Raw genomic sequence first — 23,342 nt, 5'->3', positions numbered from 1 at the left:
GAGTTGTCGCGACGAGGCGCTATGCGGGAAAGCGCCGGCGGTAATGTTCTACCACTTCGGGATTGCGCAAATTAACGGGCAAGTCGCCCTTGATGACGCGCAGGGCTTCGCTCGCCGCACCTGTTCCCATGCGCATCATGCTCTCTTCCGTCAGACCGGCGAGATGCGGCGTGACGATGACGTTGTCAAAGCCGAAATAGGGATGGTCGAGCGGCAGCGGCTGCGTTGCGAAGACGTCGAGCGCTGCTCCGCCGATGCGGCCATCGCGCAGCGCCTCGATCAACGCCGCATCATCGATCACGGGGCCGCGCGAGACGTTGACCAGAATGGCCGCGGGCTTCATGCGCCCGATGCGACCGGCATTGAGCAAGCCGGTCGTCTCCGGCGTCAACGGGCAGCAGAGCACCACGATGTCGGCCGTCGCAACAAGCTCATCTATCGTCAGGAAACGCACGCCGTCCGGCACGCTTTCCGGCGACCGGCTGGTGGCGACCACCTCCAGGCCGAAACCGAATTTCGCGATCTGGAAGATCGCCTTGCCGACATTGCCCATGCCGACGATGCCCATGGTGCGGCCGGCGAGGTCGACGGCCGCGTCCGATTGGGCGCGGCCCGCCACCCAGCCGTTCTGACGCAGTTCGCGGTCCATCAGGCGGAAGCGCCGAAGCAGGGCCAGTGTCACGAGGAAGACGTGCTCGGCGACAGTCGAGGCATTGGCGCCCGGGACGTTGGCGACAAGCACGCCGGCGCGGGTCGCCGCCTCCATTGGCACCATGTCGAGGCCTGCACCATGGCGGATCGCCGCGCGAAGCGCCGGCGCATCCTCGAAGAAGGCCGGCGGGATCGGCGCCCGCACTACGACGATACCGGCGCCGCGCCCTTCTCGCAGCAAGGTTTCGGGTTCGGGCGCCGAAGCCACCCGCAGATCACCCGCCCCCTCAAGCATGGCCTTGGCCGCGGGGTGCAGGGGATGTGTGGAAAAGATGAAGCTCATCGACCTCCCCGCCGGTTGCGCCTATCCAGCCGCTGTCGCTGGCCCGCCGATAAGCCCCTTCCAATAGCTTTCCGCACCTTGAAGATGCGCGCTCATCAGCGCCTGGGCGAGATTGCCGTCTCGGGCAAGCAGCGCCTCGTAGATGCGAATATGCTCCTCGTGCGAGCGCCGGCTTCGGGCGGAATCGGCAAAATAAATCGGCAGCCGGTGCTCGCCCATGACGTAATAGACGCTGCACACCCGATAAAAGACGCTGTTCTTGGTGGCTCGGACGATCTCCAGATGGAAATCGCGGTCCTCGCGCGCCAGCCCCTCGCCCCCGGCAAGCTTCGCCTCGGACGCGGCGAGTATATCGCGCAAGCGCCTGTAATTCTCCTCCGTCGCCCGATTGCAGGCAAGTTCCGCGGCCTTGATCTCATGGATCTTGCGAAGCTCCACGGTCTCGTAGATCAGGATGGGATCAAGCGGAACGCCGGCGCGGGCAAAAAGCGCCATTGCCTCCACGCTCGCCTCCGTGGTCGTCAGATAGATGCCCGACTTGGCTCGGCGCTCGACGATGCGCATTGCCTCCAGGATCGCCAGTGCCTCGCGAATCTGTCCCCGGCTGACGGTGAAATGCTCCGCAAGCTCGCGCTCCGATGGCGTGCGACCGTTGTCGCTCGAGTTCGAGAAAAGATAGGCCGCGAGATCGGAGAGGAGGGAATTTTCTTTCATCGTCACTGTCTTTGCGCGTGAGTCTCCAGGACCCGCTGATTGATCGTGAAGCCCAGGCCAGGTCTGTCCGGGATCTCTATCATACCGTCCTTTACGGACACAGTGTCCTCGACGAGATCATGGATCATCGGATTTGCGCCAAGGGAATATTCAATGATAAAACTTGCCGGAGAGGCCGCGCACAAGTGCAGACCAGAAAAGAAGCAGGGCGCCCCGGCCCAAAGATGCGGTGCGAAACGCAGGTTGAAGGCGCTTGCGAGCGAACTGATGCGCATCGCTTCCGTAATGCCACCGCAGAAGGCCGGATCGGGCTGGAATATGTCGGCGGCCCGGAGCATGGCAAGATCTCGGAAGGCAAAACGCGTCGCCTCGCTCTCGCCGGCAGCGATCGGCACGTTCCCAGCCGCGCGAACCTCCGCCATGCCGGGCTTGTCATCGGCGATCACCGGCTCCTCGAACCAGGCGAGATCGCAGTCCGCAACCATCTGGATGAAGCGCTTCGCTTCGGCAACAGTATAGGTGCCGTGCGCATCGACCATCAAGTCGACGTCGGGGCCGACCGCTTTGCGAGCCGCACGCACGCGCGCTGCCGAGACATGCGGCGCACGATCCATCGCGCCAACGCGCATCTTGACTGACTTGAAACCGCCGGCCGCAATATAGGACCGGAGCTGCTCGCCGATCCTCTCCGCGCTCTCCCAACCACCCGAGGCATAGGCGGGCAACCTGTCGGCCTTGCGGCCACCCAGCAGCTTCCAGACCGGGACGCCGAGCGACTTGCCGAGAATGTCCCAGAGTGCGATATCAACCGCGCTAATTGCCGCGACGGAAAGGCCGCGCCGCGCCATCTCCGGCATCGCGTGACCCGAAGTCGCCGCCGTCTCGTGGCGTACGCCGTTATAGAGCATCTCCCATATGCTGGAGATGTCGGCAGGATCGCGGCCGATGAGTTTCGGCCCTACCTCGTGATTGATCATGTGCACCAGCGTGCCATAGCTGCCCGCACTGCCCGCGGCATTCTTGCCCTCTCCCCAACCCACGATGCCATCGCTCGTTTCGATCCGCAGGATCGCACTATCGAAGGTCGTCAGCCGGCCGAAGTCGCTGCGGTGCTGGCGGCTCGCCTCGATGGGAATCTTAACCCACCATGCCTCTACGGTCTTGATACGCATGTCTCGGATCCCCGTTCCTCCCGGCCGCCCGCATATGTCTACCCGTTCATTGCTTGATCAGTGGCAGGATCGTCTCGGCGGTGATCCGCATCTGATCGTCGTAGAATTTCTCGGTGAGCAGGCTCGAGCCGTGATCCTGGATAAATTTCAGCTGTTCCGGGGGGATGTCGACGGGGTTGCGCTCGACCATGTCGGGATATTTGGTGGCAGGCGTCCGGTCAACCGGAGCGACGAATTCGTTGGTGACGGCACCGTCGTAACCGATCTCCTTCAGCGTGCCGATGATCTTCGGCCAGTCGAGGTGGCCGAGGCCGGCGGCGAAACGATTGTTATCGGCGACGTGGAAGTCGAACAGGCGCTTTCCGGCGAGCCGGATCGCCTCATACATGTCTTCTTCTTCGATGTTCAGGTGGAAGGCATCCAGGCAGACCCCGCATTCGGGGCTGACGGCATCGGCGAGCGCCAGCGCTTGCGCGGCACGGTTGAAGAAATAGGTCTCGAAACGGTTGAGCGGCTCGACGGCAATGCGCACGCCCCTCTTTTGGGCATGGGCAAAACACTCCCTCGTGGCATCCACCACCCATGCCCACTCCTCCTCCTCTGTTCCATCCGGCACCACCTTGCCGACGGTCGCCGGCACAAGCGTGAGGATCTCGCCCTCGAGCTCGCTGACCATGGTGATAACGCTCTTGACATAGTCGACCGACTTGGCGCGCTGCCCTTCATCCCGGGCAGCAAGATTTCGCTCGCCGAGCGTCAGCGTAACAGCGCCCCAACAGCGGATGCCGTGCTCCTTCAGCAGGGCACGCGTGTCCTTTACGTCGTATTGTGTCGGCTCGCCGGAAATCTCGATGCTCTCGTAGCCGTATTTCTTGATACGCCTCAGCGTCACAGCGAGCGGTTCAGCCCGCATCCAGTTGTGCGTCGAAAGATGCATGGGGTCCTCCTAGACGGTTGCGTCATTTGGCGTCAAAACGCCACCCTATCTCTGGCAATCTGGTTTGGCCAATTGTTATTATCTGAAAGGTCTAACGCAAATTCCCAGCCTCCGCAAGGCGGCCTCATAACCCTGGAATTCCCTTGCTATGACCAGATTTTTCGCCGAATTTTGCAGGTTAATTCGAAATCTGACCTTCCGCGTGGCCGCGCGGCGGCTTGACTAGTTTCGCATTTTTGGTATGACCAGATTTGGGAACGCCGCTGATGTCGCCGACGTAGTGGCCGCAAGCCGAGGGGAGAGAAATGAAGATCGGCATGTGCATGTTCCTCTGGACGACAAGCGTCGACCGCAGTCACGAGGCACTGTTACGCGATATTAAGGCGACGGGGTTCGATGGCGTCGAAATCCCCGTCTTTTCGGGCACACTGGACGACTACCGGCGGCTGGGAACCTTGCTGGACCGGCTCGGCCTGGAACGAACCGCCGTCTCCGCCATTGGCGACTCCGAGATGAACCTGATCGCTCCCGACGCCGCAACCCGCAGGCGTGGCATCGACTACGTGAAATGGGCAATCGACTGCAGCGATGCCCTGGGCGCAACGATGCTGAGCGGGCCGCTACATTCGACGCTCGGAAAATTTTCTGGCAGTGGGCCGACCGCGGCTGAACTCAAGCGTTCAATTTCCTCGCAACGTGCGATCGGCGATCATGCAGCAAAACATGGCGTGACCATCGGACTTGAGGCGCTCAACCGCTTCGAATGTTATCTGTTCAACACGATGGACGACCTTGCGAGCCATATCGACTCAATAGGACATCCGAATATCCGCGCCATGTACGACACCTTCCACAGCAATATCGAAGAAGCCGATCCGATCGGCGCCTTCACGCGAAACAGTGAACGCATCGTGCATGTCCATATTTCGGAGAACGACCGCGGCGTACCAGGGCGTGGCAACATTCCATGGGCGGAAACATTCGGGGCGCTGCGCGCAAGCGGTTACGATGGATGGTTGACAATCGAGGCGTTCGGTCGCGCCCTCAAGGATCTTGCCGCCGCGACAAAGGTCTGGCGCGACTTCTCCGAGACACCTGAATCGGTCTATCGCGAAGGCTACCGCCTTATCCGCGACGGATGGCGCGCAGCGGCATGACCATCAACTGGCCCACCTCGTCCAAATCCCGCAGACTGCCCGCAGGGGAGAGCGCAGACGGGGCCAAGCTGTCAGGTGAATACCGACGGCCATACCGCATAGGAAAGACCGCCCTTTGCTCAGACCAGGGCAACCTCGTTGTGCCGGCCTGCTGCTGGCCAACGCTTTCGCACATCAAGCCGCATATGTGCCGACGAGGGCCCATTTGGAGGCCTTTTGTCCCGTCACTCAGCCGATCGCCATCAGGCTTGCATTGCCGCCGGCTGCTGCGGTGTTGATCGACGTCGACACCTCCTCCAGCAGCCAGTTCAGGCAATAGGCCTCGGGATCGCTCGCCAATTCCTCGCTCGATGCCGCCTGCACCAGTAGAAGCGGACCGGGCAGAGCCGCGATCCTTTTATTGACCGCCTGAACCCTGTCGCGATCTCCCTCGACGAGTGCGCCGGAGAACGGCCCGTCCTTTTCCCAATCCGACGTCCAGGAGACCCGGCTGGCGACGGCCGCCGGCAGATCCGCCAAGGTCGATTTCGGAAGGGAGCCGGCGTCCACGACGATGTGGTTGCCCGTGGACAACGCTGCTGCGATCTGGCGATAGAGCCCGGTTTCGGTCTGCGGCACGACAAGAATGCGGCCGCGGGGATGGAGCGCGTAAAGATTGCGTTCGCCGACCGGACCGGTGAGCTCGCGCTCAAGCCCAAGCGCCGAGCGGCTCGCATATCCGCGCGCCGCTTCCCCTTCGGCCGGCAAGCCCTTCTTGTCGAGCCAGACGATATAATCGCGAAGGGCGAGGTCGGTATGAATGGAATCCTGCTGCGGCGGCACCGGAGCCCGCTGTACCAGCCGGCCGATATAGAGCGGACCGCCGGCCTTCGGACCGGTGCCCGACAGGCCGCGGCCACCGAAAGGCTGCACGCCGACGACAGCACCGATGATGTTGCGGTTGACGTAGAGGTTGCCGGCCTTGATGCGGCTCGTCACATGCGCGATTGTTTCGTCAAGCCGGGTGTGAAGCCCGAATGTGAGGCCGTAGCCCGATGCGTTGATATCGTCGATCAGCCGGTCGAGGCCGTTTCGCTTGAAGCGGACGACATGCAGGACCGGCCCGAAGATTTCCCGCGTCAGATCCGACAGGGACTTGATCTCGATGATCGTCGGCGGAACGAACGTCCCCGCCCCGGCACTTTCGGGCAATGGCAGCTGATCCACCTTGCGGCCGAGGCCGCGCATCTGCTCGATATGCTGGTCGATCTCGGCCTTTGCGCCATCGTTGATGACGGGGCCGACATCGATGCTCAGCCGGTCGGTGCGGCCGATGGTCAGCTCGCGGAAGGCGCCCTTCAGCATGTTGAGGGTCCGGTCGGCCACATCGTCCTGCAGGCAGAGAACACGGAGCGCCGAGCAGCGCTGGCCGGCGCTGTCGAAAGCCGAGGCAATGACGTCGGCCACCACCTGTTCGGCCAAGGCCGAGGAGTCGACGATCATCCCGTTCTGCCCGCCGGTTTCGGCAATCAGCGGGATCGGCTTTCCGGTCGAAGACAGCCGCTCGGCCAACTGCGCCTGGATCATGCGGGCAACTTCGGTCGAGCCGGTAAACATGACGCCTGCCGTTTCGGCAGCGCCAACCATGCCGGCACCGAGGCGGCCGCTGCCGGGCACGAACTGCAGGGCGCCCACAGGCACGCCCGCCTCGTGGAGGATCTTGACACTCTCCGAGGCGATGATCGGCGTAACACCGGCAGGCTTGGCAAGCACGGGATTGCCGGCCACCAGAGCGGCGGCAACCTGCCCGGTGAAAATCGCCAGCGGAAAATTCCACGGGCTGATGCAGACGATGGGACCGAGGGGCGCATGAGACGGCCCGAGGGTCTTGCGCGCCTGTTCGGCGTAATAACGCAGGAAGTCGATCGCCTCACGCACTTCGCCGACGGCATTGGCCGCAGATTTGCCGGCCTCGCGCATGATGATGCCCATCAGCGTCTTGATGCGGGCCTGCATGATGTCGGCGGCACGCTCCAGGCACGCCGCACGCTCGCCCGGTGGTACGGCCGCCCATTGCGGCGCATGCTCGGCAGCCATCGCAACGATCCGGGCGGCGTCTTCGACCCTCAGCTCGGTGACCGTGCCGACGACGTCGCGGTGATCGGCGGGATTGAGGACGTCACGCGTCACCCCGTCCGTCGAGCCATCGGCGAGAATCGGCAGCGCATGCCATGGACTTACGGCAGAGGCGGCGAGCACCTGCGCCAGATCGGAAAGGGTCGCCTCGTTCGACAGATCGAGGCCGTCCGAATTGGCGCGCGCACTGCCGTAAAGCGCCTTCGGCGCGGCGATCTGCGCGTGCGGGGCGCCGACGACCGGCATGGCAGCGACGGTCTCAGCGGGATCGGCGATCAGCGCCTCGACCGAGACGTTCGGATCGGAGATACGGTGCACGAAGGAGGAATTGGCGCCGTTTTCCAGGAGACGCCGGACCAGATAGGCGAGCAGCGTCTCATGTGTTCCCACCGGCGCATAGATGCGGCAGGGCCGATCGAGCTTTTCCTTGCCGACGACCTCATCATAGAGCGGTTCGCCCATGCCGTGCAGGCACTGGAACTCGTATTTGCCGACGGTGAAATCGGGACCGGCGAGATGATAGATCGCAGCCAGCGTCTGGGCATTGTGGCTGGCAAACTGCGGGAAGACGGCATCGGGGGCGGCAAGCAGCTTGCGGGCGCAGGCGATATAGGCGACGTCGGTATAGATCTTGCGGGTATAGACCGGATAGTCGTCGAGACCGTCGAGCTGGGCGCGCTTAATTTCCGCATCCCAATAAGCGCCCTTGACCAGACGCAGCATGACCCGGCGCCCTGAACGACGCGCAAGATCGATGACATAATCAAGCACGAAGGGGCAGCGCTTGCCATAGGCCTGGACGACGAAGCCCAGCCCGTTCCATCCGGCGAGATCGGGGGCAAAGCAGAGCTCTTCGAGCAGATCGAGCGAAAGCTCCAGCCGGTCGGCCTCTTCGGCGTCGATGTTGAGACCGATGTCATAGGACTTGGCGAGAATGGCGAGCGCCTTGACCTTCGGCAGCAGCTCGCCCATCACCCGGCCGGCCTGCGCCCTCGCGTAGCGAGGATGCAGGGCCGAAAGCTTGATCGAAATGCCAGGTCCGTCATAGATGCCGCGCCCATCCGACGCCTTGCCGATGGCGTGGATCGCCTTTTCGTAATCCTTGAAATAACGTTCAGCGTCGGCGGCCGTTGTCGCGGCCTCGCCCAGCATGTCGTAGGAATAGCGGAAACCGCGCGCTTCGAGCGGCCGGGCGCGCTTCAGCGCCTCCTCGATCGTTTCGCCGGTGACGAACTGCTCGCCCATCATGCGCATCGCCATATCGACGCCGCGACGGATGACCGGCTCGCCGGCGCGCGCGATCAGCCGCGTCAGCGCCGCCGACAGGCTGCGGTCGTTGACCGTCGAAGTCAACTTACCGGTGACGACGAGGCCCCAGGTGGCGGCGTTGACGAACATGGATTTACCGCCGCCGATATGAGAGGTCCAGTTGCCCTCGGAGATCTTATCGCGGATCAGCGCATCACGGGTGTCCGTATCGGGAATGCGCAGCAGCGCTTCGGCAAGGCACATCAGCGCGACACCTTCCTGGCTGGAAAGCGAATATTCCTGCACCAGCCCTTCGACGCCGGTGCCCTTGTGCTTGGCTCTCAACGCTTCGATCAGCGTCCGGGCGGTGCTGCGAATGTCATAGCGCTTCGCCTCGGAGACGCGCGCGGCCGCAACCAGCGGCGGCAAGCATTCGGTTTCCGGGCGGCGATAAGCGGCCGTGATCGCCTGGCGAAGTTCGGATTGCGGCCGGATCGGCGGGGCAAAGGCGGCAAACGGCGCACTGCCGGCGGGATCATTGGAGGATGCGGGGTCGATCGCTGCGTTCAACATGGGAGTCCCTGATCAATGAATGTTTCGTCTAACGGATAAATGGAACACTGGGCTCGTCGTCCCAGAGCGCATCGTCCATAAAAGCGGGGCCGGAATATTCCGTCTCGCGAAGCGGGCGCGCATCCGGCTTGTCGCGCTTGAGGGTGAATGCCGCGGCAACCGCTCTTATCGCCACCGGCCTGTAGTGAACCAGCAAATCGGGTTTCAGATCGTCACCCGCTTGTTTCTCGTACATCTGTGATCCCCCTTTTGGTGCGGCGCCGCTGCCGATCCCGACAATGCGCGAGGCGCTTACGCCTTCCTCCCATTGCCGACGCATAATCTACCACAGCCGCAAATCGCGATCTCACTTGATTTTGCCAGTTTTCAAGCTGTATGAACTTATAAACAGACCACGGAAAGTTCAAATGACCACAGAACCTGACGTCTTTAGTGAATTGGACCAATTCGACAGAAAGATCCTCGCGGCGCTCGCCGAGGACGGCAGGCTGTCGATCACCGATCTGGCGGCACGGGTCGGCCTCTCGAAGACGCCCTGCCAGTTGCGCTTCAAACGGCTGATCAACGATGGCTATATCGAAGGCTTCAAGGCGGTCCTCAATCCAGCGAAAATGCAGCTCGACCACATCGCTTTCGTCGAGGTGAAGCTCTCCGACACCCGTGAGGCGGCGCTGAAAAGCTTCAACGACGCCATCAAGAAGATCAGGGAAGTCGAGGAATGCCACATGATCGCCGGCAGGTTCGACTACCTCCTGAAGATCCGCACCCGCGACATCGGCCGCTACCGCCGCGTTCTCGGCGAGCGCATCTCGACGCTGCCCCACGTTGCCAACACCTCGACCAACGTCGCGATGGAGACGATCAAGGAAGGCTGGGACAAGTTCGGTTCAAGCCTTTCGTGATCATTGACCCTGCGGCTACATTGCCGCATTGAGCTTTCGGCTCGGCAGCATTATCAACGTTTTCACGCCGGATGGCGGGGGAACCATGCAAAGTCGTTTGGACATGACCGGAAAATGGCTGGTGCGCATTCTGTGCGCCATCGCACTCGTGTCTGTCGGATTTGCGCACCAGGCCCCGGCGATCGCGGCCGACCCCGTTAACCTTGCCGAATATGTGCTTCCGGACGGGACGCTACCCACGCTATGCGTCACGGTCACCGACGACGAAGGCAACACGGGCACCGATCACAAGCTGCACAATCATGGCTGCGAAGCCTGCCGGATCAGCGCTTCCGTCCTCCTGCCGCCGCCTGCAGACATCGCCGGGAAAGCCGTCGCATTTTCCGTTCGGGTGGATCTTCCGATCCGCATCGAAGCCTTCCGTCGGCAAATTTACCCGCCCAACACCGGTCCCAGAGCCCCTCCTTCCGATCCGATCCTGACCTGAACCCGCGCATAAGCCCCGCTGAGGCGCGCCCTTTGTATTCGGCCGCGCCTTTGCCAGCGGCCACGGATCCGGAATTTCATCATGTCGACAATCACCTCCGCCGCTCCGGCGGAAAACGCCGCATCCGGCGTCTCGCTTTATCGCGCCATATGGCGCTGGCACTTCTTCGCCGGACTTCTCGTCGTCCCCTTCCTGCTGAACCTCGCAATCACCGGCTCGCTCTATCTCTTCAAGAACGAGATCAACGAAAGCGTCTTCGCCTATCGCTATGACGTCGTCGCTTCAGGTCAACCGCTGGCGCCGGAAAAGCTGACGGAGATCGCGACGGCCGCCGTCCCTGGCTCAGCTGTCACCTCCTACAAGGACCCGGCAACGCCTGAGCGCTCGGCCATCGTCACGGTGTCAGGCAATGGCGGTTCCACGCTCGTCTTCATCGATCCCTATAGCGGCAAGATTCTCGATACGGTCGGCTCGACCGAAGAGTTCAACTACGTCGTCAAGCGTATCCATAGTCTTGCTTTGTTTGGGGGCTTTCCAAACAAGCTGATCGAGATTGCCGGCGGATTCGCCATGGTGCTTGTCGTGACCGGCATCTATCTCTGGTGGCCGCGCCGCCAGACGGGCGGCGTCGTTACCGTCCGCGGCACGCCGGCCCGACGTGTCTTCTGGCGTGACCTGCATGCCGTTACCGGTGCCTTCGCTGGCATTCTGATCTTCTTCCTGGCGATCACCGGCATGCCGTGGTCGGGCTACTGGGGTTCGAACGTGCAGGCCTGGCTCGGAAGCCATGGCCTGGGCTATCCCACGCAACTCTGGGACGATGTACCGAAATCTGAGAAGGTTACCCAGGACATCCTGCCTGTGGTCGGCTGGAGCGTCGAACAGGCTCCAGTCCCGCTCTCCGACCTTCCCGCCGCCCGATCGAACAAGCCGATCGGCCTGAACAGGGCCGTCGAAATCGCAAAGGCTGCCGGTCTGACGCCCGGTTTCGACCTTGCCATGCCTTCCGGTGAAGCCGGGGTCTATTCGGCGGCGATCTATCCCGATGATCTCGCCAAGGAGCGGACCATCCACATCGACCAATATTCCGGCAAGCCGCTCGTCGACATCTCCTACGGCCAGTATCCGATTTTCGGAAAAGCTATCGAGTGGGGCATCAACGTCCACCAGGGGCGCGAATTCGGTCGCGCCAATCAATTCCTGATGCTCGCCACCTGCCTGGCGATCGTTCTTTCCTGCGTGACCGGCGTCGTCATGTGGTGGAAGCGGCGGCCGTCCGGACGTGTGGGGGTTCCGCCGATGCCGCCGCGGCGATCGGTTTATATCGGCCTATGGACCATCGCGGCCGTCTACGCCTTGGCGTTTCCGCTGACCGGTCTCGCCATCCTGCTGATGATCGCGGTCGACCAGGCCATTATTCGCACGATCCCGCCGCTTCGGCGTGTCTTCGCTTGAGAATGTGCCGATGAAGACGATCGCACCCGCCCCTTGGCGAAACTTTGACAAACACCCACTCCGACTGGCAACTTCAAAGGAAACACGTGAGATGACCATGTCAAAACTCCCCCGCATCGCATCCATTGCACTGATCGTGACGGCCGCGGCCACCGGCCATGCCTTGGCTCACGCCCACCTGAAAACTTCGAGCCCAGCCGAGAAGGCCTCCGTCGTCTCTCCCGGCGAACTCGACCTGACTTTCACCGAAGAACTTGATCTCAAGTTCAGCGGCGTAAAGGTCACAGACCCGGGCAAGAAGGACATCAAGCTTGGCGAAGCCGGGCTGAAGGACGATGGCAAGGTCCTGACGGTCCCCGTTTCCACAACGCTGGCACCAGGCGACTACACCGTCGACTGGCATGTGCTTTCGACCGATGGTCACAAGACCAACGGCAGCTATACCTTCACCGTCAAGCCGTGATCACGCCCGAGACAGCCTATATCGCTTGCCGCTTTTTCCTGGACATCGCTGCCCTGTATCTATGGGGCAGTTCCGCATATCTGTGGCTGCTCGTTCCCGCATCCCTTTCCGGGAATATCTGGGCACGGCAATATCGGCTTCGAGCCCTTGCAATCGGCTGCATTCTCTCCGCCACGGTCCTTGCCCTCCCCTTCAGGTCCGCGATCCTCAATGGAGACTGGGCGTATGCATCTGATTTCAATGCAATGCTGGATATTATTTCCGGCACGACGATCGGCACTGCCTGGATCTGGCAGGCGGCGGGAGCCGCCTTTGTTTTTCTCACATACGTCGCGGCCCCCATGCGATTGCGGGCCGCTACCATGACGATCGCCGCGGGATTCCTGTTGGCCGGTCTTGCCGCGAGCGGCCATGCCGCCATGAACACCGGCTGGCTTCGCGCCCTGCATCGGGGCAACGATATCATCCACGTGCTGGCGGGAGGCGCCTGGTTTGGGGCGCTGATCGCGGTCGCGTTGATTTTGCCGCTGCTGTCCGATCGCCAGGCCGGTCGTAACGCGACGACGGCGCTCATCCGTTTCTCCACGGCGGGCCACGTCGCGGTCAGTGTGGTGTTGATCTCCGGCATCGCCAACATGTTCCTGATCATCGGCGGTTTCCCGCTCGACTGGTCCGTTGACTATCAGCTTCTGCTTTCCCTGAAGATCCTCCTCGTCCTGTCGATGATCGGACTGGCGATCTTCAACAGGTATGTGCTCGTGCCAAAGCTCTCCCGGCCTCACGGATCTGTGGCAGCACTCAGGATCGGAACCACTGTCGAAATCGTCCTGGCGCTTGCGATCATCGGCCTGGTGGCATGGTTCGGCACGTTGGAGCCGGTTGCCATGTAAGCCACTCCTGTGGTTCGACGAGGATATTCGAGAAGCTTCTTTGCACGGGGCTTGGGAACGCCCGCGCCGCCGGCTGTCGGCCCCTATTGCGGCCATCCGTGTGAAGCGACAGCAAGCATGCGACCACGGTGGCAATCGCCTCAAAAGATTGTCAACGCCGGTATCGGAAGGCTTCCAGGAAGGTAGAGAAGGCAGGCGATGGATGGCGCCGGCTGGGGTAGTAGAGATGATACCCCTGAAATGTTGGCGCCCAATCTGCGAGTACTTCCTGCAACCGGCCGCTGTCGACATATGGTCGGACGAGGTCCCTCGGCACATAGGCCAGCCCGACACCATCAAGAGCGGCATGGATCGCTGATCCTATGTTGCTCAGGGTGAGTTGCCCCTCGACACGGACGCTGGATTCGCGACCGTCCTTCTCGAACTCCCAGGCATAGAGCCCGCCTGACGTTGGAAGCCGCAGGTTGACGCAATTGTGGTCCGTCAGGTCGTGCGGGGTCAAAGGCGCGGTGCGACCCGCAAAATATTCCGGTGATCCGACCACGGCATAGGAGACGTCGGGGCCGATGCGAGCGGCCACCATGTCGCGTGCAATCGCTTCGCCAAGCCGTACCCCGGCGTCGAACTGGCGTTCGACGATATTGGTGAACCCGTTGTCGACGATGAGTTCCACGGCGATATCCGGGTAATCACGCAGAAAGGCCGGCAGCCTCGAACGAAAGACCAGTTCGACGGCGTCGTCGGGGCACACGATCCGGATTTCGCCCGAGGGCTTGTCACGCAGCGCACTGACGGCGCTGATGCCGGCGGCGATGCTTTCGAAATGGGGTTGAATGCTTTCCACGAGACGCTCTTCGGCCACCGTGGGCGACACATCACGCGTGGTGCGGGACAGAAGCCGGATCAAGCCGTGGGGCAATCTCGCCCTGTTTTACGCGGATTACCGCTGGGACAGACTGATCCGGCTCGTCACTTTGATAACAATTTTGCCCCGCTACTGGTGCGGGGCCAATACCCGGTGCACATCGAACGCGTCTGACGACCGGCTTCTCCGCGTGCCACCGACCGGCGAGTCTTGCTTTCGAACGGCTCCCGCTGTCTGATGCCGCGAACCAACGGACCGCTGCAGGCAGACGAATATTCGGCGGTCAAATCCGGGAATGAGGATCAGGATGGATCACGCCAGCAGCCCGCAGGCATCGGTGAGCGAAGAGAGGGAAGCGCGCAGGCTGCGATATCTTTCCTGGGAACGCATCGCATCGGATCTTCATCATCCCGCGCACCTCTCTCGCAAGGCGGACCTTCGGCGGTCATGCGGCGCTGCGCTGGCCGAAACGTCCTACATCGCCGAGAATGCCGCAATCTTCACCGAAAGCCTGACGATGGGAGAGCGGTCGTGGATCGCGGGGCACGCGCTGGTGCGCGGCGATGTCATCCTCGGTGCCGATTGCTCCATCAACCCCTACGCCTGCGTTTCCGGCAAGGTCACTTGCGGCAATGGCGTGCGCATTGCTTCGCACGCATCGATCGTCGGCTTCAATCACGGCTTCGACGACCCAGATATTCCCATACACCGGCAGGGCGTGGTCAGCATCGGCATCACGATCGGTGACGATGTGTGGATCGGTGCCAATTGCGTGATCCTCGATGGCGCGACGATAGGAAATGGCGCCGTGATCGCCGCCGGGGCGGTCGTCACCGGGGATATTCCCGCTATGGCGATTGCCGGCGGCGTTCCGGCAAAGGTGCTGCGAAGCCGGGGCTCGTCGGCGAAGAAATCCGGCATGGGCGACACCGAAGATCAATTGCTCAAGCTCGGGCATAGGGCACAAGAACAATGGCCGGATATTCTTGCGCGGTGGAAAACCCCCGGAAATTATGAATCGCTGGAAGCGGACGGCACCAGGAGGCCGGCGATCCGGCATCTGTGCGACGCGATCGAAATTGCCGCCGGCTTCGGCCACCTGCCGCCAGGCATCGACCGGTCGGAGACCATCGAGCGTCTCCAAAATCTCCAGGAACCGGAGACCGGCCTTTTCCCGGACGCGCATGCACGAATGCCGGACAAGCCCCTGAGGGATGATCCGAAGGCGCTCTACAACGTCCTTTCGGTTGGATATGCGCTTGAGCTGCTCGGTTCCAGCCCGCGCCAACCTGTCCGGGCCGCCCTGCTCGATGCTCGGGATCTCGACCTATGGCTCAGCGCCCTGCCTTGGCAAAGCAGGGCCTGGCATGCCGGCAGCGTGGTCGATGCCATCGGAACCGCTATGTACTTCAATGCGAAGTATTTTGGCATTCGGCATCCGCGGCAGGCGCTTTTCGAGTGGCTGAGACGGCACGCCGACAGCGTCTCCGGCCTCTGGGGCGAACCGACCGCTCGGGAAGGATGGCTGCAGCCGGTGAACGGCTTTTATCGCCTGACGCGCGGCACCTACGCTCAGTTCGGCGTTGCGCTTCCCCACCCGCATGCCTCGCTCGAAACGGTTCACTTGAACTATCGCAATCACAAGGGCTTCGCTGCCGAGAAATACAATGCCTGCAACCTTCTCGATACGATCCACCCTCTGCTGCTGATTGCCCGCCAGACCGACTACCGGCGGGGCGATGGAGAGACGATTGCGCGCAATCTTATCTCAAGGGCGCAGGACAGATGGCGGGACGGCGAGGGATTTCCTTTCGCCGATGGTAGCGGACCCAGCCTGCAGGGGACGGAAATGTGGCTTTCGGTCATTCACCTGGCGGCCGATTTCCTCGGCCTGGCAGATCGCTTCGCCTTCATTCCCAAAGGCGTGCACCGGACGGCAACGCCCGGGTTGGGTTTGTAATTTCGGTTTCTGCGATCACCCCTGCAGGGATGCCGTCAGCCAGGCGGCAGCAAGGTCGCGGGCATTGCTCCGCTTGGCTTTGACCGGCACGATCACGTTGTAATGCCCTTCCGCGGCAAGTTCGCTTTCCCCAGCGCGCACCAGGGTTCCGTCCTCGAGAAAGGTGTCGACCAGCATGCGCCATCCGAGCGCTATCCCCTGCCCGGCGCGTGCGGCGGCAATGGTCTCGGTATAATGGCTGAACCGCAGCGACGGCTTGACCTCGATATTGGCGCCGGTGAACGATACCCATTGCGACCAGTTGTACCAGGAACGGTCGACAACATCCGTTTCGATGAATTCGTCCGACGAGCCGAGCGGACCACCTCCCCGACGCCTGAGATAATCCGGAGAGCAGACGGGGGAAATGACGTCGCCGCGCGAGGCAATGACCGTCCCGTCGCTGAACGGAGGCAGGCCGTAGCGGACCGCCACATCGACCTCTGCGCCATCGAGAGCAATCGGACTGTCCTGCGATATCACCCGCACCAGAATGCCGGGATTGGCCCGGCGGAATTCGGCGAGCCGCGGCAGCAGCCAGAAGGAAGAGAATGCAACGGTTGCCCCGATCGTCACCACGTCCTGGCTGCGTGACTGGATCGCCTCCACGCTCTCGGCAATATCGGCGAAACTCTTTGCCAGCGTCGCGCCGAGGCTGATGCAGGCCGCCGTCGGATCGATTGCCCGGTGCTTGCGCACAAAGAGGGGCTGGCCGAGTTCCTCCTCCAGCGAGGCAATCTGCCGGCTGACCGCCGCCTGGGTGACACCGAGCTCCGTCGCCGCCAGGGTGAAGCTTTTCCTGCGCAGCACCGCCTCCAAGGTCACCAGTGCGGTCAGCGACGGAAGCCGTCTTCGAAATTGCATCTTGGATGCCTTTTCACATGCGAAAATCTTATGCGAGCGTGATTTTTTATGCCGTTGAAAGCCCGTCTTTGCAAGCGCAATCTAGGGAAACTCACATAAGAGGTTCTCATGCTAAACAGGCTTCCATCTTCCATCTCAGCCCTTCTCGAAGCCCGTGCCGATGGTCACTCGCTGCCGGCCGGCCTCTACACCAGAGAAGACGTGTTCGAAGCAGACATCGACGTCTTCTTCCACAATCACTGGATCTGTGTCGGCCTTGACTGTGATGTTGCCGAACCCGGCGACGCCACGGTGATCGATATCGGCAAGACGAGCCTGATCCTCCTGCGTGATGACGACGGCGAAATCCGCGTGCTGCACAATGTCTGCCGCCATCGCGGCTCCCGCCTTCTCAATCCCGGCAAGACGATCGTTTCGAAGCTCGTCTGTCCCTACCACACCTGGACCTATGAGCTGACGGGCGAACTCAGCTATGCCCCCCATATGGGCAAGGATTTCGACAAGGACTGTCGCGGCCTGAAACCGGTCACCTTCAAATCGATCGGCGGACTGATCTACGTCTGCCTCTCCGACAATCCGCCCGAGGACATTGCCGGCCTCGAACAGGCCATGGTCGAGCGTCTCGCGCCCTATGACATCCGCAATGCCAAGATCGCTCACCAGACCGACGTCATCGAGGACGGCAACTGGAAGCTGACCATGGAGAACAATCGCGAATGCTACCATTGCTCCGCCAACCACCCGGAACTCTGCGTCTCCTTCGTCGATCTCGACTTCGGCTTCGATCCCGAAACGCTGATCCCGGAAGACCGCGAGCAGGCAGAGGAGCACTTCCGCCTTTACGAGGAGCGCACGCAGGCGTGGGAGGCTGACGGTTTCCCCTCGGCTGCCATCGAGCAGCTCGCCGGCTGCGCCACAAACTTCCGCACCCAGCGGCTGATCATAGCAGGCGCCGGCGAATCCCAGACCCACGACGCCACCGCTGCATCCTCCAAGCTCCTCGGGCAGATGACCCGCAAGGATCTCGGCGACACGCATCTCTGGGGTCATAACAGCTGGAACCACTTCATGGGCGACCATGCGGTCGTGGCAACCGTCATCCCGCTCTCGGCAGGCAAGACGCTGGTCAGGACCAAGTGGCTGGTGCACAAGGACGCCGTCGAAGGGGTCGATTACGACCTCGACAAGCTGACGGATGTCTGGATCGCAACAACGGACCAGGACGCCGACCTCGTCGCCCGTTCCCATGCCGGCGCTCTCGATCCCGCCTATCAGCCGGGCCCCTATTCCCGCTTCTCCGAGACGAACCTCGACAAGTTCGCCACCTGGTACATCGACCGGATGCGCGCTCATGGGTATTGATCTCACATCCATGCGTCTAGGTCAGAGCGCGCGGCAGGTCTGGGATCCGGAGACCGACGAGACCCTCGTCTGTCTCGACGTCCATCAGGAGACGCATGACGTGAAAAGCTTCACGTTCGCGTCGCCCGAAGGCAAGCATTTCCATTTCGATGCCGGCCAATACTTTCTGTTCGACTTCCCGACGGGTTCGGATGGCGAGGCGCGATGCTACAGCATCTCGTCGTCGCCCCACCGAAGCAACGCCTTTACGGTGACGGTCAAGCGCGTGCCCGGCGGCAGGATATCGAACTGGCTCCACGACCACATGGCTCCGGGCATGACCGCCAAGGGTCAGGGACCGCTTGGTCATTTCATCCGGCCCAAGGGCGAGAAGATCAAGCTTCTGCTGCTCTCCGGAGGTTCGGGCATCACGCCCGTCATGTCGATCACGCATGATCTGGCAGACCGCTACGAAGCGTCGGACATCGTCTTCCTGCATGCGGCGAGAACGCCGGCCGATCTGATCTTTCGCCATGACCTTTCGGGGCTCGCAGCGAGGATGAAGGGACTGCGCCTCCAGTTTCTTCCCGAGACGGTCGCCGGCGAATTATCATGGCCGGGGCTGACCGGCCGGATCTCGCCGGAATTCCTCAAGCTTGCCGTTCCCGACATCGCCGAACGCGTCGTCATGTGCTGCGGTCCCGCGCCGTTCTTGGCGGCGGCGCGTTCGATCACGGCTGCTCTCGGCGTCCCCGCAGAAAGCTATATCGAAGAGAGCTTCGACGCCGCGGTCATCGACGAGCCAGGCCTCGACGTCGAAGCACAGCCGGTGACGAGGATTTTCCAGGTCGAATTCTCGAAACAGAACAAGACCTTGGAAGTCCCGTCAGCCCAGACGGTGCTTTCAGCGGCAAAGAAGGGCAGCGTCCGCCTGCCTTCCTCGTGCTCTAACGGGGTCTGCGGGACCTGCAAGTCGAAGCTTGTCTCCGGCTCGGTGGAGATGAACCATAATGGTGGTATCCGGCAACGTGAGATCGACGCCGGCTTTTTCCTGCCTTGCTGCTCGAAGCCGCTCAGCGATCTCGTCATCGAACGCTGAGCGACACCTCAGCGGCGTCATCGAGGAGAACATGGTGCTCAACCTCGAAAGCCTGATCGCCGAGGCCGGCTCGGAGAGCATCAAACTGAAAACCCAGGCCCTGATCACCGACAAGGGCGCGGAGCGGCTGGACAGCTTCCCGTGGGAAGAGATCTGAAGCGTGCTCAGTGTGCTCTTGAAGCCGCCGCGCGATGCTGCGACGGGGTCTGCCCGAAGGTCCGCTTGAAGGTTCGCGTGAACTGCGAGGCATTTTCGAAGCCGACATCAAGCGCGATCTCGATCAGCGGCGCTTTTGACTGGACCAGGATCGATTTTGCCCGCTCCATGCGGACCCGATTATAGGCCTTGGCGGGAGACATTCCCGTCTTGTCGATGAATATTCTCTCCAGCTGCCGCCGTGACAGGCCAACCATGGCAGCAAGCTTCTGGATCGATATGCTGCCGTCGACGAACTGTTCCATCGTAATCATCGCCGCCTTTACGCGGGCGTCGTCATAGTCGTCATACAGCGGACGGCGGGGCTGTATGTCCGCCGGCGCCCGGGCCTTCTCGATCTGAAGCACCTCAAGCGCATTTCGCTCTGCATCCCGGCTGATATATTTCCTGACCAGCAACGCCGCCATGTCGGCCGCGCTGCTGCCGCCGGCGCAGGATCCGCGCTGGCGATCGAGATTGAAAAGCCGATCGGAACGGACGCCGAGGTCAGGAAACCGCTCGCGAAACTCCTTGTAATGCAGCCAGCTCACGCAGGACTCGTGCCGCTTCATCAGGTCCGCCGCCGCAAGAATGAACGAGCCGGTGCAGACGCCGATCAGCGGCACCTTCTTGGCATCCGCCTGCTTGAGAAAGGTGATGGTCTGCTGGTCGACAGGGTTTTCCACCGTCAGAAGCCCCCCGACGACGACGATGTAGTCGAATTTCAACGGATCGACGAAATCGGAGGTCGGAGCAACCTGGACGCCGCAGCTCGAAGTGATCAGATGCCGCGTGCTGCCGATCACCTGCCAGTCGGCAAGCACCCGTCCGGACCGATCCTGCTCATCACTGGCAAGGCGCAGCGTGTCGACAAAGAGTGCGAAGGCCGACAGCGTAAACGACCGCGACAGCACGAACCCTACCTTGAGCCGGGCACCGGATTTCGCGACGCCGTCTCCCTGCCGATGCTGCTCCGGTCGCATAGTCATCTCCTCGCCGCCTCTTCAAACTCGGAAAAACGCGCTCATCGAATTTGAAAACCGTGTGATGGCGGATCACGGTCGTCAAAAAAAATGGTGTTGTGGCCGATGACGCGCGCCCAGGCTCCGATGTTTGGAAGGCTCCCGCCATAGAGTCCAATCCTTGCCTCGGCCTCGACCCGGCCTTCGAAAATGGTTCCGATCAGGCTTTCATGACGGTATCTCGACCTGACGTCGAGCCGCCCCTTCCATTCTGTTCCCAAAATCGAGCGGCACTCTGCGTTATGCGGTCAACCACCATAGTCAGTATCACGACAGCGATCGCTCCATTGATCGGAGTGGCGATGTCGAGTGTCCTGATCGCGCCGTGGGGATCGCCCCTCCGAGCCGTCGAGCCGCCGATACCGGCGACAATGATGCCGAAGGCCATCATCAGGCTCCGTTTTGTGCCTGGCATGATGCTCGGCAGCGGAAAGAGGAGGCGGATCTTGATGAACATCTTTGCTGGCACCATCCCGAGCGCCTCTTCAAGTTCGGTGAACTCCTTTGTCCAGCGAGATCAGGCGGCTTGCCACGGCACTGCGACGATCGTGGTCGCGATCGGCGGCGTGGTCTACCCATAGCCGAGCAGGGCAATCGCCGGCAGCAGGCAGTGTAGGGCGGAAACGCCTGATCAGATCGAGACCGGTTCCAAGAAGCGATCGAAGGTGGTGGAAGCCGGCGATGGCGACCGCAGTTAGCACCAAAGTGCCCATCGTCCTCGGCCAAGCCCCACGAAAACACAGCGCCATTGCGACGCCGCTGGGCAGGGCTAATATTGACCGGCCGCTATATCGGGGCACCGGCGATCGCGAAGGCTCCGATTGCGAATGGCGGCGGCATCGGGGGGCGCCCGTTAGGCGCTCCCCGAAGAACTACGCGCCGAGAACGCCACTTTTCTTGGCGGTCCAGGTTGCGATGTAGTCCATCAGGCCGGGCGAGAGGCAATCATAGGGCTCGAGGCCCGACGCCTTCAGCTGTGCTCTGACCGCGTCCATTTTCGACGGATCGAAGCCGCTTTCGATGATCGACGATACGAAGGCCGCAAAGGTCGGCTTTGCCCAGCCGGTTTCCTGGAAGCGTTCCGGATGGACGAAGGACAATCCCTGGAACGGATGTTCGCGCTCGACCGGCCCATACATATGCACGCCGCATTCCTTGCAGGCATGTCGCTGGATCAGGGCAGCAGGATCGACGACAGCGAGCTTGTCGCCGTTTTCGAGCACTTCGACGCTTTCGGTCGGCGCCACCGCTACAACCGAGAAGGCGGCACCCTCCGGCTTCCAGCACTTGGTGCAGCCGCAGGCGTGGTTGTGGGCGATGTCGCCCTTGATCCTGACCTTGACAGGGTTGCTCGTGCATTTGCACACCAGCGTCCCGCCGGCAAAAGCAGCGTCAGTCGCTCGAAAGCCTGAATCCACTGCCGGGTGAATGGCTATGCTCATTGATGTTCTCCTTCCCTCCCTGGCCGTTTGCGTTATGCCCGGCCAAGCTCTGCAATCAATTCCCCAACCTCTGCGCGTGCCAGCGCAGATGGTCCTCCATGAATGTCGAAATGAAGGAGTAGGAATGGCCGTAGCCTTCCTGCATGCGGAGACGTAGATTTATGCCCGCCGCTTCGCAGGCCTGCCTGAGTTCATCGGGACGCAAGCCGTCCTCCAGGAAGTTGTCGGCCGTCCCCTGATCGACGAGGAGTTCGGGGAACCGATGCCCGTCTTCGATCAGCGAGCAGGAATCATAGGCCCGCCAGGTCGCCTCGTCGGCGCCGAGATATTTCCGCAAGGCCGGTTTCGACCAGCCGGAGACCGAGGGATGGCTGATCGGCGCAAAGGCCGAGCAGCTTCGGAAGCGGTCCGGATTCTTGAGCGCGATGGTGATCGCACCATGGCCGCCCATCGAGTGGCCGAACATCCCCTGGCGGCCAATGTCGACGGGAAATTCCGCGGCAAGCAGCCGCGGCAACTCCTCGGTGATGTAGCTGTACATGCGGTAATTCGCCGAAAACGGCGGCTGGGTGGCGTCAACATAAAAGCCGGCGCCCTTGCCGAACTGCCAATTGTCGGATTCGTCCGGAACATGGTCGCCACGGGGGCTGGTATCCGGGCAGACGATGATCAGTCCGAGCTCGGCGGCAAGCCGCCGATACTCGCCCTTATCCATGACATTGGCATGGGTGCAGGTCAGGCCGGACAGGTACCAGAGAACCGGGCAATTGCCCTTAGCCGCCTGCGGCGGCACGAAGACAGCAAAGGTCATGTCGCAGTCGCAGGCCTCGGAGCGACTGACGTAGACCCCTTGAGTGCCGCCATGAGACTTCTCGGTCGAGATGGTTTTCATGCTTAGTAGACCACCACGCCGCGGATGCTTTCGCCCTTGTGCATCATGTCGAAGCCCTTGTTGATGTCGTCGAGCGGCATGGTGTGGGTGATCATAGGGTCGATCTGGATCTTGCCCTGCATGTACCAGTCGACGATGTCAGGCACGTCGGTGCGGCCGCGCGCGCCGCCGAAGGCAGTGCCCATCCAGTTGCGGCCGGTGACCAGCTGGAACGGACGGGTGGAGATCTCCTGGCCGGCGCCGGCAACGCCGATGATGATCGACTTGCCCCAGCCGCGGTGGGATGCTTCCAGCGCCTGGCGCATCACCTTGGTGTTGCCGGTGCAGTCGAAGGTGTAGTCGGCGCCGCCGATCAGATCGCCATTGCGCTTGGTCAGGTTGACGAGATGGGGCACGATGTCGTCACCGACCTCCTTCGGATTGACGAAATGCGTCATGCCGAACTTTTCGCCCCATTCCTTGCGGTCCGGGTTGATATCGACGCCGATGATCATGTCGGCGCCGGCGAGCCGCAGC

Annotated in this window: 23 protein-coding genes and 3 pseudogenes; 12 read left to right on the top strand and 14 right to left on the bottom strand. The window is 61.9% G+C overall.

Going from position 1 to position 23,342, the window contains the following annotated elements; genetic code table 11:
* Positions 1 to 19 precede the first annotated feature (19 nt).
* Genes ATY29_RS00235 through ATY29_RS00220 form a run of 4 tightly spaced genes read right to left on the bottom strand, consistent with a single transcriptional unit; the run spans position 20 to position 3,817 of the window.
* Positions 20 to 994: an NAD(P)-dependent oxidoreductase gene (locus ATY29_RS00235; RefSeq protein WP_025418683.1), complete on the bottom strand. Its 975-nt coding sequence runs from the start codon at positions 992 to 994 to the stop codon at positions 20 to 22.
* 21 nt (positions 995 to 1,015) lie between these two features.
* Positions 1,016 to 1,708: a FadR/GntR family transcriptional regulator gene (locus ATY29_RS00230; RefSeq protein WP_097534493.1), complete on the bottom strand. Its 693-nt coding sequence runs from the start codon at positions 1,706 to 1,708 to the stop codon at positions 1,016 to 1,018.
* A gap of 2 nt (positions 1,709 to 1,710) precedes the next feature.
* Positions 1,711 to 2,880, bottom strand: a complete 1,170-nt coding sequence (locus tag ATY29_RS00225; protein ID WP_097534490.1) for a mandelate racemase/muconate lactonizing enzyme family protein — start codon at positions 2,878 to 2,880, stop codon at positions 1,711 to 1,713.
* Positions 2,881 to 2,926: 46 nt separating this feature from the next.
* Positions 2,927 to 3,817, bottom strand: coding sequence for a sugar phosphate isomerase/epimerase family protein (locus tag ATY29_RS00220; RefSeq protein ID WP_003572896.1), 891 nt, complete (start codon positions 3,815 to 3,817; stop codon positions 2,927 to 2,929).
* A 305-nt stretch (positions 3,818 to 4,122) separates the two neighbouring features.
* Between ATY29_RS00220 and ATY29_RS00215 the strand changes: the two genes are divergently transcribed.
* Positions 4,123 to 4,974 carry a sugar phosphate isomerase/epimerase family protein gene (locus ATY29_RS00215; RefSeq protein ID WP_097534488.1) on the top strand — a complete coding sequence of 284 codons (852 nt, stop codon included), beginning with the start codon at positions 4,123 to 4,125 and terminating at the stop codon, positions 4,972 to 4,974.
* Between the two features lie 228 nt (positions 4,975 to 5,202).
* On the opposite strand, the gene putA is transcribed toward ATY29_RS00215, so the two are convergent.
* Together putA and ATY29_RS00205 are read right to left on the bottom strand one after the other, a co-directional pair.
* Positions 5,203 to 8,910 carry a trifunctional transcriptional regulator/proline dehydrogenase/L-glutamate gamma-semialdehyde dehydrogenase gene (gene putA, locus ATY29_RS00210; protein WP_097534486.1) on the bottom strand — a complete coding sequence of 1,236 codons (3,708 nt, stop codon included), beginning with the start codon at positions 8,908 to 8,910 and terminating at the stop codon, positions 5,203 to 5,205.
* 28 nt (positions 8,911 to 8,938) lie between these two features.
* Entirely contained in the window at positions 8,939 to 9,145 is a 207-nt protein-coding gene (locus ATY29_RS00205; RefSeq protein ID WP_097534714.1) for a hypothetical protein, read from the bottom strand.
* Between the two features lie 172 nt (positions 9,146 to 9,317).
* On the opposite strand from ATY29_RS00205, the gene ATY29_RS00200 reads away from it, so the two are divergent.
* The 5 genes from ATY29_RS00200 to copD all read left to right on the top strand — a co-directional run bounded on the left by ATY29_RS00200 (position 9,318) and on the right by copD (position 13,107).
* Positions 9,318 to 9,812: an Lrp/AsnC family transcriptional regulator gene (locus ATY29_RS00200; protein ID WP_003572905.1), complete on the top strand. Its 495-nt coding sequence runs from the start codon at positions 9,318 to 9,320 to the stop codon at positions 9,810 to 9,812.
* Between the two features lie 85 nt (positions 9,813 to 9,897).
* Positions 9,898 to 10,299, top strand: a complete 402-nt coding sequence (locus ATY29_RS00195) for a DUF2946 family protein (RefSeq protein WP_097534712.1) — start codon at positions 9,898 to 9,900, stop codon at positions 10,297 to 10,299.
* Between the two features lie 81 nt (positions 10,300 to 10,380).
* The gene (locus ATY29_RS00190) at positions 10,381 to 11,754 is read left to right on the top strand and encodes a PepSY-associated TM helix domain-containing protein (protein WP_097534484.1); all 1,374 of its coding nucleotides are present in this window, start codon (positions 10,381 to 10,383) and stop codon (positions 11,752 to 11,754) included.
* 97 nt (positions 11,755 to 11,851) lie between these two features.
* Positions 11,852 to 12,217: a copper homeostasis periplasmic binding protein CopC gene (copC, locus tag ATY29_RS00185; protein WP_025418677.1), complete on the top strand. Its 366-nt coding sequence runs from the start codon at positions 11,852 to 11,854 to the stop codon at positions 12,215 to 12,217.
* Positions 12,214 to 13,107, top strand: a complete 894-nt coding sequence (gene copD / locus ATY29_RS00180; RefSeq protein WP_097534482.1) for a copper homeostasis membrane protein CopD — start codon at positions 12,214 to 12,216, stop codon at positions 13,105 to 13,107. Before copC ends, copD begins: the two co-directional genes overlap by 4 nt.
* A 151-nt stretch (positions 13,108 to 13,258) precedes the next feature.
* Here the strand turns inward: copD and ATY29_RS00175 are convergent, their stop codons facing one another.
* Entirely contained in the window at positions 13,259 to 14,026 is a 768-nt protein-coding gene (locus ATY29_RS00175) for a LysR substrate-binding domain-containing protein (RefSeq protein ID WP_244597318.1), read from the bottom strand.
* Here ATY29_RS00175 and ATY29_RS37350 point away from each other — a divergent pair.
* Both ATY29_RS37350 and ATY29_RS00165 read left to right on the top strand, forming a co-directional pair.
* A pseudogene (locus ATY29_RS37350) lies at positions 13,998 to 14,146 on the top strand (cyclophilin-like fold protein); the annotation flags it as partial. The gene ATY29_RS00175 and the pseudogene ATY29_RS37350 sit on opposite strands and share 29 nt — an antisense overlap.
* Before the next feature lie 133 nt (positions 14,147 to 14,279).
* Entirely contained in the window at positions 14,280 to 15,932 is a 1,653-nt protein-coding gene (locus ATY29_RS00165) for an acyltransferase (protein WP_097534480.1), read from the top strand.
* Positions 15,933 to 15,947: 15 nt separating this feature from the next.
* On the opposite strand, the gene ATY29_RS00160 is transcribed toward ATY29_RS00165, so the two are convergent.
* Positions 15,948 to 16,835: a LysR substrate-binding domain-containing protein gene (locus ATY29_RS00160; RefSeq protein WP_003572924.1), complete on the bottom strand. Its 888-nt coding sequence runs from the start codon at positions 16,833 to 16,835 to the stop codon at positions 15,948 to 15,950.
* Between the two features lie 108 nt (positions 16,836 to 16,943).
* On the opposite strand from ATY29_RS00160, the gene ATY29_RS00155 reads away from it, so the two are divergent.
* The 3 genes and pseudogenes from ATY29_RS00155 to ATY29_RS00145 all read left to right on the top strand — a co-directional run.
* Entirely contained in the window at positions 16,944 to 18,197 is a 1,254-nt protein-coding gene (locus ATY29_RS00155) for an aromatic ring-hydroxylating oxygenase subunit alpha (protein ID WP_097534478.1), read from the top strand.
* The gene (locus ATY29_RS00150; RefSeq protein WP_097534476.1) at positions 18,187 to 19,275 is read left to right on the top strand and encodes an FAD-binding oxidoreductase; all 1,089 of its coding nucleotides are present in this window, start codon (positions 18,187 to 18,189) and stop codon (positions 19,273 to 19,275) included. The genes ATY29_RS00155 and ATY29_RS00150 overlap by 11 nt, the downstream gene beginning before the upstream one ends.
* A 4-nt stretch (positions 19,276 to 19,279) precedes the next feature.
* Positions 19,280 to 19,432, top strand: a pseudogene (locus tag ATY29_RS00145) (aminopeptidase P family protein); the annotation flags it as partial.
* 7 nt (positions 19,433 to 19,439) lie between these two features.
* On the opposite strand, the gene ATY29_RS00140 reads toward ATY29_RS00145, so the two are convergent.
* The 3 genes and pseudogenes from ATY29_RS00140 to ATY29_RS36620 form a co-directional block, all read right to left on the bottom strand.
* Positions 19,440 to 20,453, bottom strand: a complete 1,014-nt coding sequence (locus tag ATY29_RS00140; protein WP_025418668.1) for a GlxA family transcriptional regulator — start codon at positions 20,451 to 20,453, stop codon at positions 19,440 to 19,442.
* 41 nt (positions 20,454 to 20,494) lie between these two features.
* A pseudogene (locus tag ATY29_RS00135) lies at positions 20,495 to 20,698 on the bottom strand (proline racemase family protein); the annotation flags it as partial.
* Positions 20,653 to 20,949, bottom strand: a complete 297-nt coding sequence (locus ATY29_RS36620) for an ABC transporter permease (RefSeq protein ID WP_164895920.1) — start codon at positions 20,947 to 20,949, stop codon at positions 20,653 to 20,655. The gene ATY29_RS36620 and the pseudogene ATY29_RS00135, both read right to left, overlap by 46 nt.
* Between ATY29_RS36620 and ATY29_RS00130 the strand changes: the two genes are divergently transcribed.
* Positions 20,867 to 21,073, top strand: a complete 207-nt coding sequence (locus ATY29_RS00130; protein ID WP_097534474.1) for a hypothetical protein — start codon at positions 20,867 to 20,869, stop codon at positions 21,071 to 21,073. The genes ATY29_RS36620 and ATY29_RS00130 overlap by 83 nt on opposite strands.
* 291 nt (positions 21,074 to 21,364) lie before the next feature.
* Here the strand turns inward: ATY29_RS00130 and gfa are convergent, their stop codons facing one another.
* The 3 genes from gfa to ATY29_RS00115 form a co-directional block, all read right to left on the bottom strand.
* The gene (gfa, locus tag ATY29_RS00125; RefSeq protein ID WP_097534473.1) at positions 21,365 to 21,934 is read right to left on the bottom strand and encodes an S-(hydroxymethyl)glutathione synthase; all 570 of its coding nucleotides are present in this window, start codon (positions 21,932 to 21,934) and stop codon (positions 21,365 to 21,367) included.
* Between the two features lie 55 nt (positions 21,935 to 21,989).
* Positions 21,990 to 22,826 (bottom strand): S-formylglutathione hydrolase, encoded by an 837-nt coding sequence (gene fghA / locus ATY29_RS00120; RefSeq protein ID WP_097534472.1) that lies wholly within the window; start codon positions 22,824 to 22,826, stop codon positions 21,990 to 21,992.
* A 2-nt stretch (positions 22,827 to 22,828) separates the two neighbouring features.
* Positions 22,829 to 23,342: zinc-binding dehydrogenase (locus ATY29_RS00115; RefSeq protein ID WP_146053989.1), on the bottom strand; the 514-nt coding region annotated here is incomplete at its 5' end.

The organism is Rhizobium hidalgonense (assembly GCF_002914525.1).
GTDB lineage: Bacteria > Pseudomonadota > Alphaproteobacteria > Rhizobiales > Rhizobiaceae > Rhizobium > Rhizobium hidalgonense.
Note: the sequence above shows the minus strand (reverse complement) of the source record. Positions and strands in the feature narration are given on the sequence as shown.

Bases quoted from the DNA above. Each gene is read 5' to 3' on its own strand.
- ATY29_RS00140 (WP_025418668.1), bottom strand. From the start codon at position 20,453: ATGCGACCGGAGCAGCATCGGCAGGGAGACGGCGTCGCGAAATCCGGT.
- ATY29_RS00190 (WP_097534484.1), top strand. From the start codon at position 10,381: ATGTCGACAATCACCTCCGCCGCTCCGGCGGAAAACGCCGCATCCGGC.
- ATY29_RS00205 (WP_097534714.1), bottom strand. From the start codon at position 9,145: ATGTACGAGAAACAAGCGGGTGACGATCTGAAACCCGATTTGCTGGTT.
- fghA (WP_097534472.1), bottom strand. From the start codon at position 22,826: ATGAAAACCATCTCGACCGAGAAGTCTCATGGCGGCACTCAAGGGGTC.
- ATY29_RS00230 (WP_097534493.1), bottom strand. From the start codon at position 1,708: ATGAAAGAAAATTCCCTCCTCTCCGATCTCGCGGCCTATCTTTTCTCG.
- ATY29_RS00155 (WP_097534478.1), top strand. From the start codon at position 16,944: ATGCTAAACAGGCTTCCATCTTCCATCTCAGCCCTTCTCGAAGCCCGT.
- ATY29_RS00225 (WP_097534490.1), bottom strand. From the start codon at position 2,880: ATGCGTATCAAGACCGTAGAGGCATGGTGGGTTAAGATTCCCATCGAG.
- ATY29_RS00150 (WP_097534476.1), top strand. From the start codon at position 18,187: ATGGGTATTGATCTCACATCCATGCGTCTAGGTCAGAGCGCGCGGCAG.
- ATY29_RS00130 (WP_097534474.1), top strand. From the start codon at position 20,867: ATGCCGAAGGCCATCATCAGGCTCCGTTTTGTGCCTGGCATGATGCTC.
- gfa (WP_097534473.1), bottom strand. From the start codon at position 21,934: ATGAGCATAGCCATTCACCCGGCAGTGGATTCAGGCTTTCGAGCGACT.
- ATY29_RS00200 (WP_003572905.1), top strand. From the start codon at position 9,318: ATGACCACAGAACCTGACGTCTTTAGTGAATTGGACCAATTCGACAGA.
- ATY29_RS00215 (WP_097534488.1), top strand. From the start codon at position 4,123: ATGAAGATCGGCATGTGCATGTTCCTCTGGACGACAAGCGTCGACCGC.
- ATY29_RS00160 (WP_003572924.1), bottom strand. From the start codon at position 16,835: ATGCAATTTCGAAGACGGCTTCCGTCGCTGACCGCACTGGTGACCTTG.
- ATY29_RS00165 (WP_097534480.1), top strand. From the start codon at position 14,280: ATGGATCACGCCAGCAGCCCGCAGGCATCGGTGAGCGAAGAGAGGGAA.
- copC (WP_025418677.1), top strand. From the start codon at position 11,852: ATGTCAAAACTCCCCCGCATCGCATCCATTGCACTGATCGTGACGGCC.
- ATY29_RS00235 (WP_025418683.1), bottom strand. From the start codon at position 994: ATGAGCTTCATCTTTTCCACACATCCCCTGCACCCCGCGGCCAAGGCC.
- ATY29_RS36620 (WP_164895920.1), bottom strand. From the start codon at position 20,949: ATGTTCATCAAGATCCGCCTCCTCTTTCCGCTGCCGAGCATCATGCCA.
- ATY29_RS00220 (WP_003572896.1), bottom strand. From the start codon at position 3,817: ATGCATCTTTCGACGCACAACTGGATGCGGGCTGAACCGCTCGCTGTG.
- ATY29_RS00195 (WP_097534712.1), top strand. From the start codon at position 9,898: ATGCAAAGTCGTTTGGACATGACCGGAAAATGGCTGGTGCGCATTCTG.
- putA (WP_097534486.1), bottom strand. From the start codon at position 8,910: ATGTTGAACGCAGCGATCGACCCCGCATCCTCCAATGATCCCGCCGGC.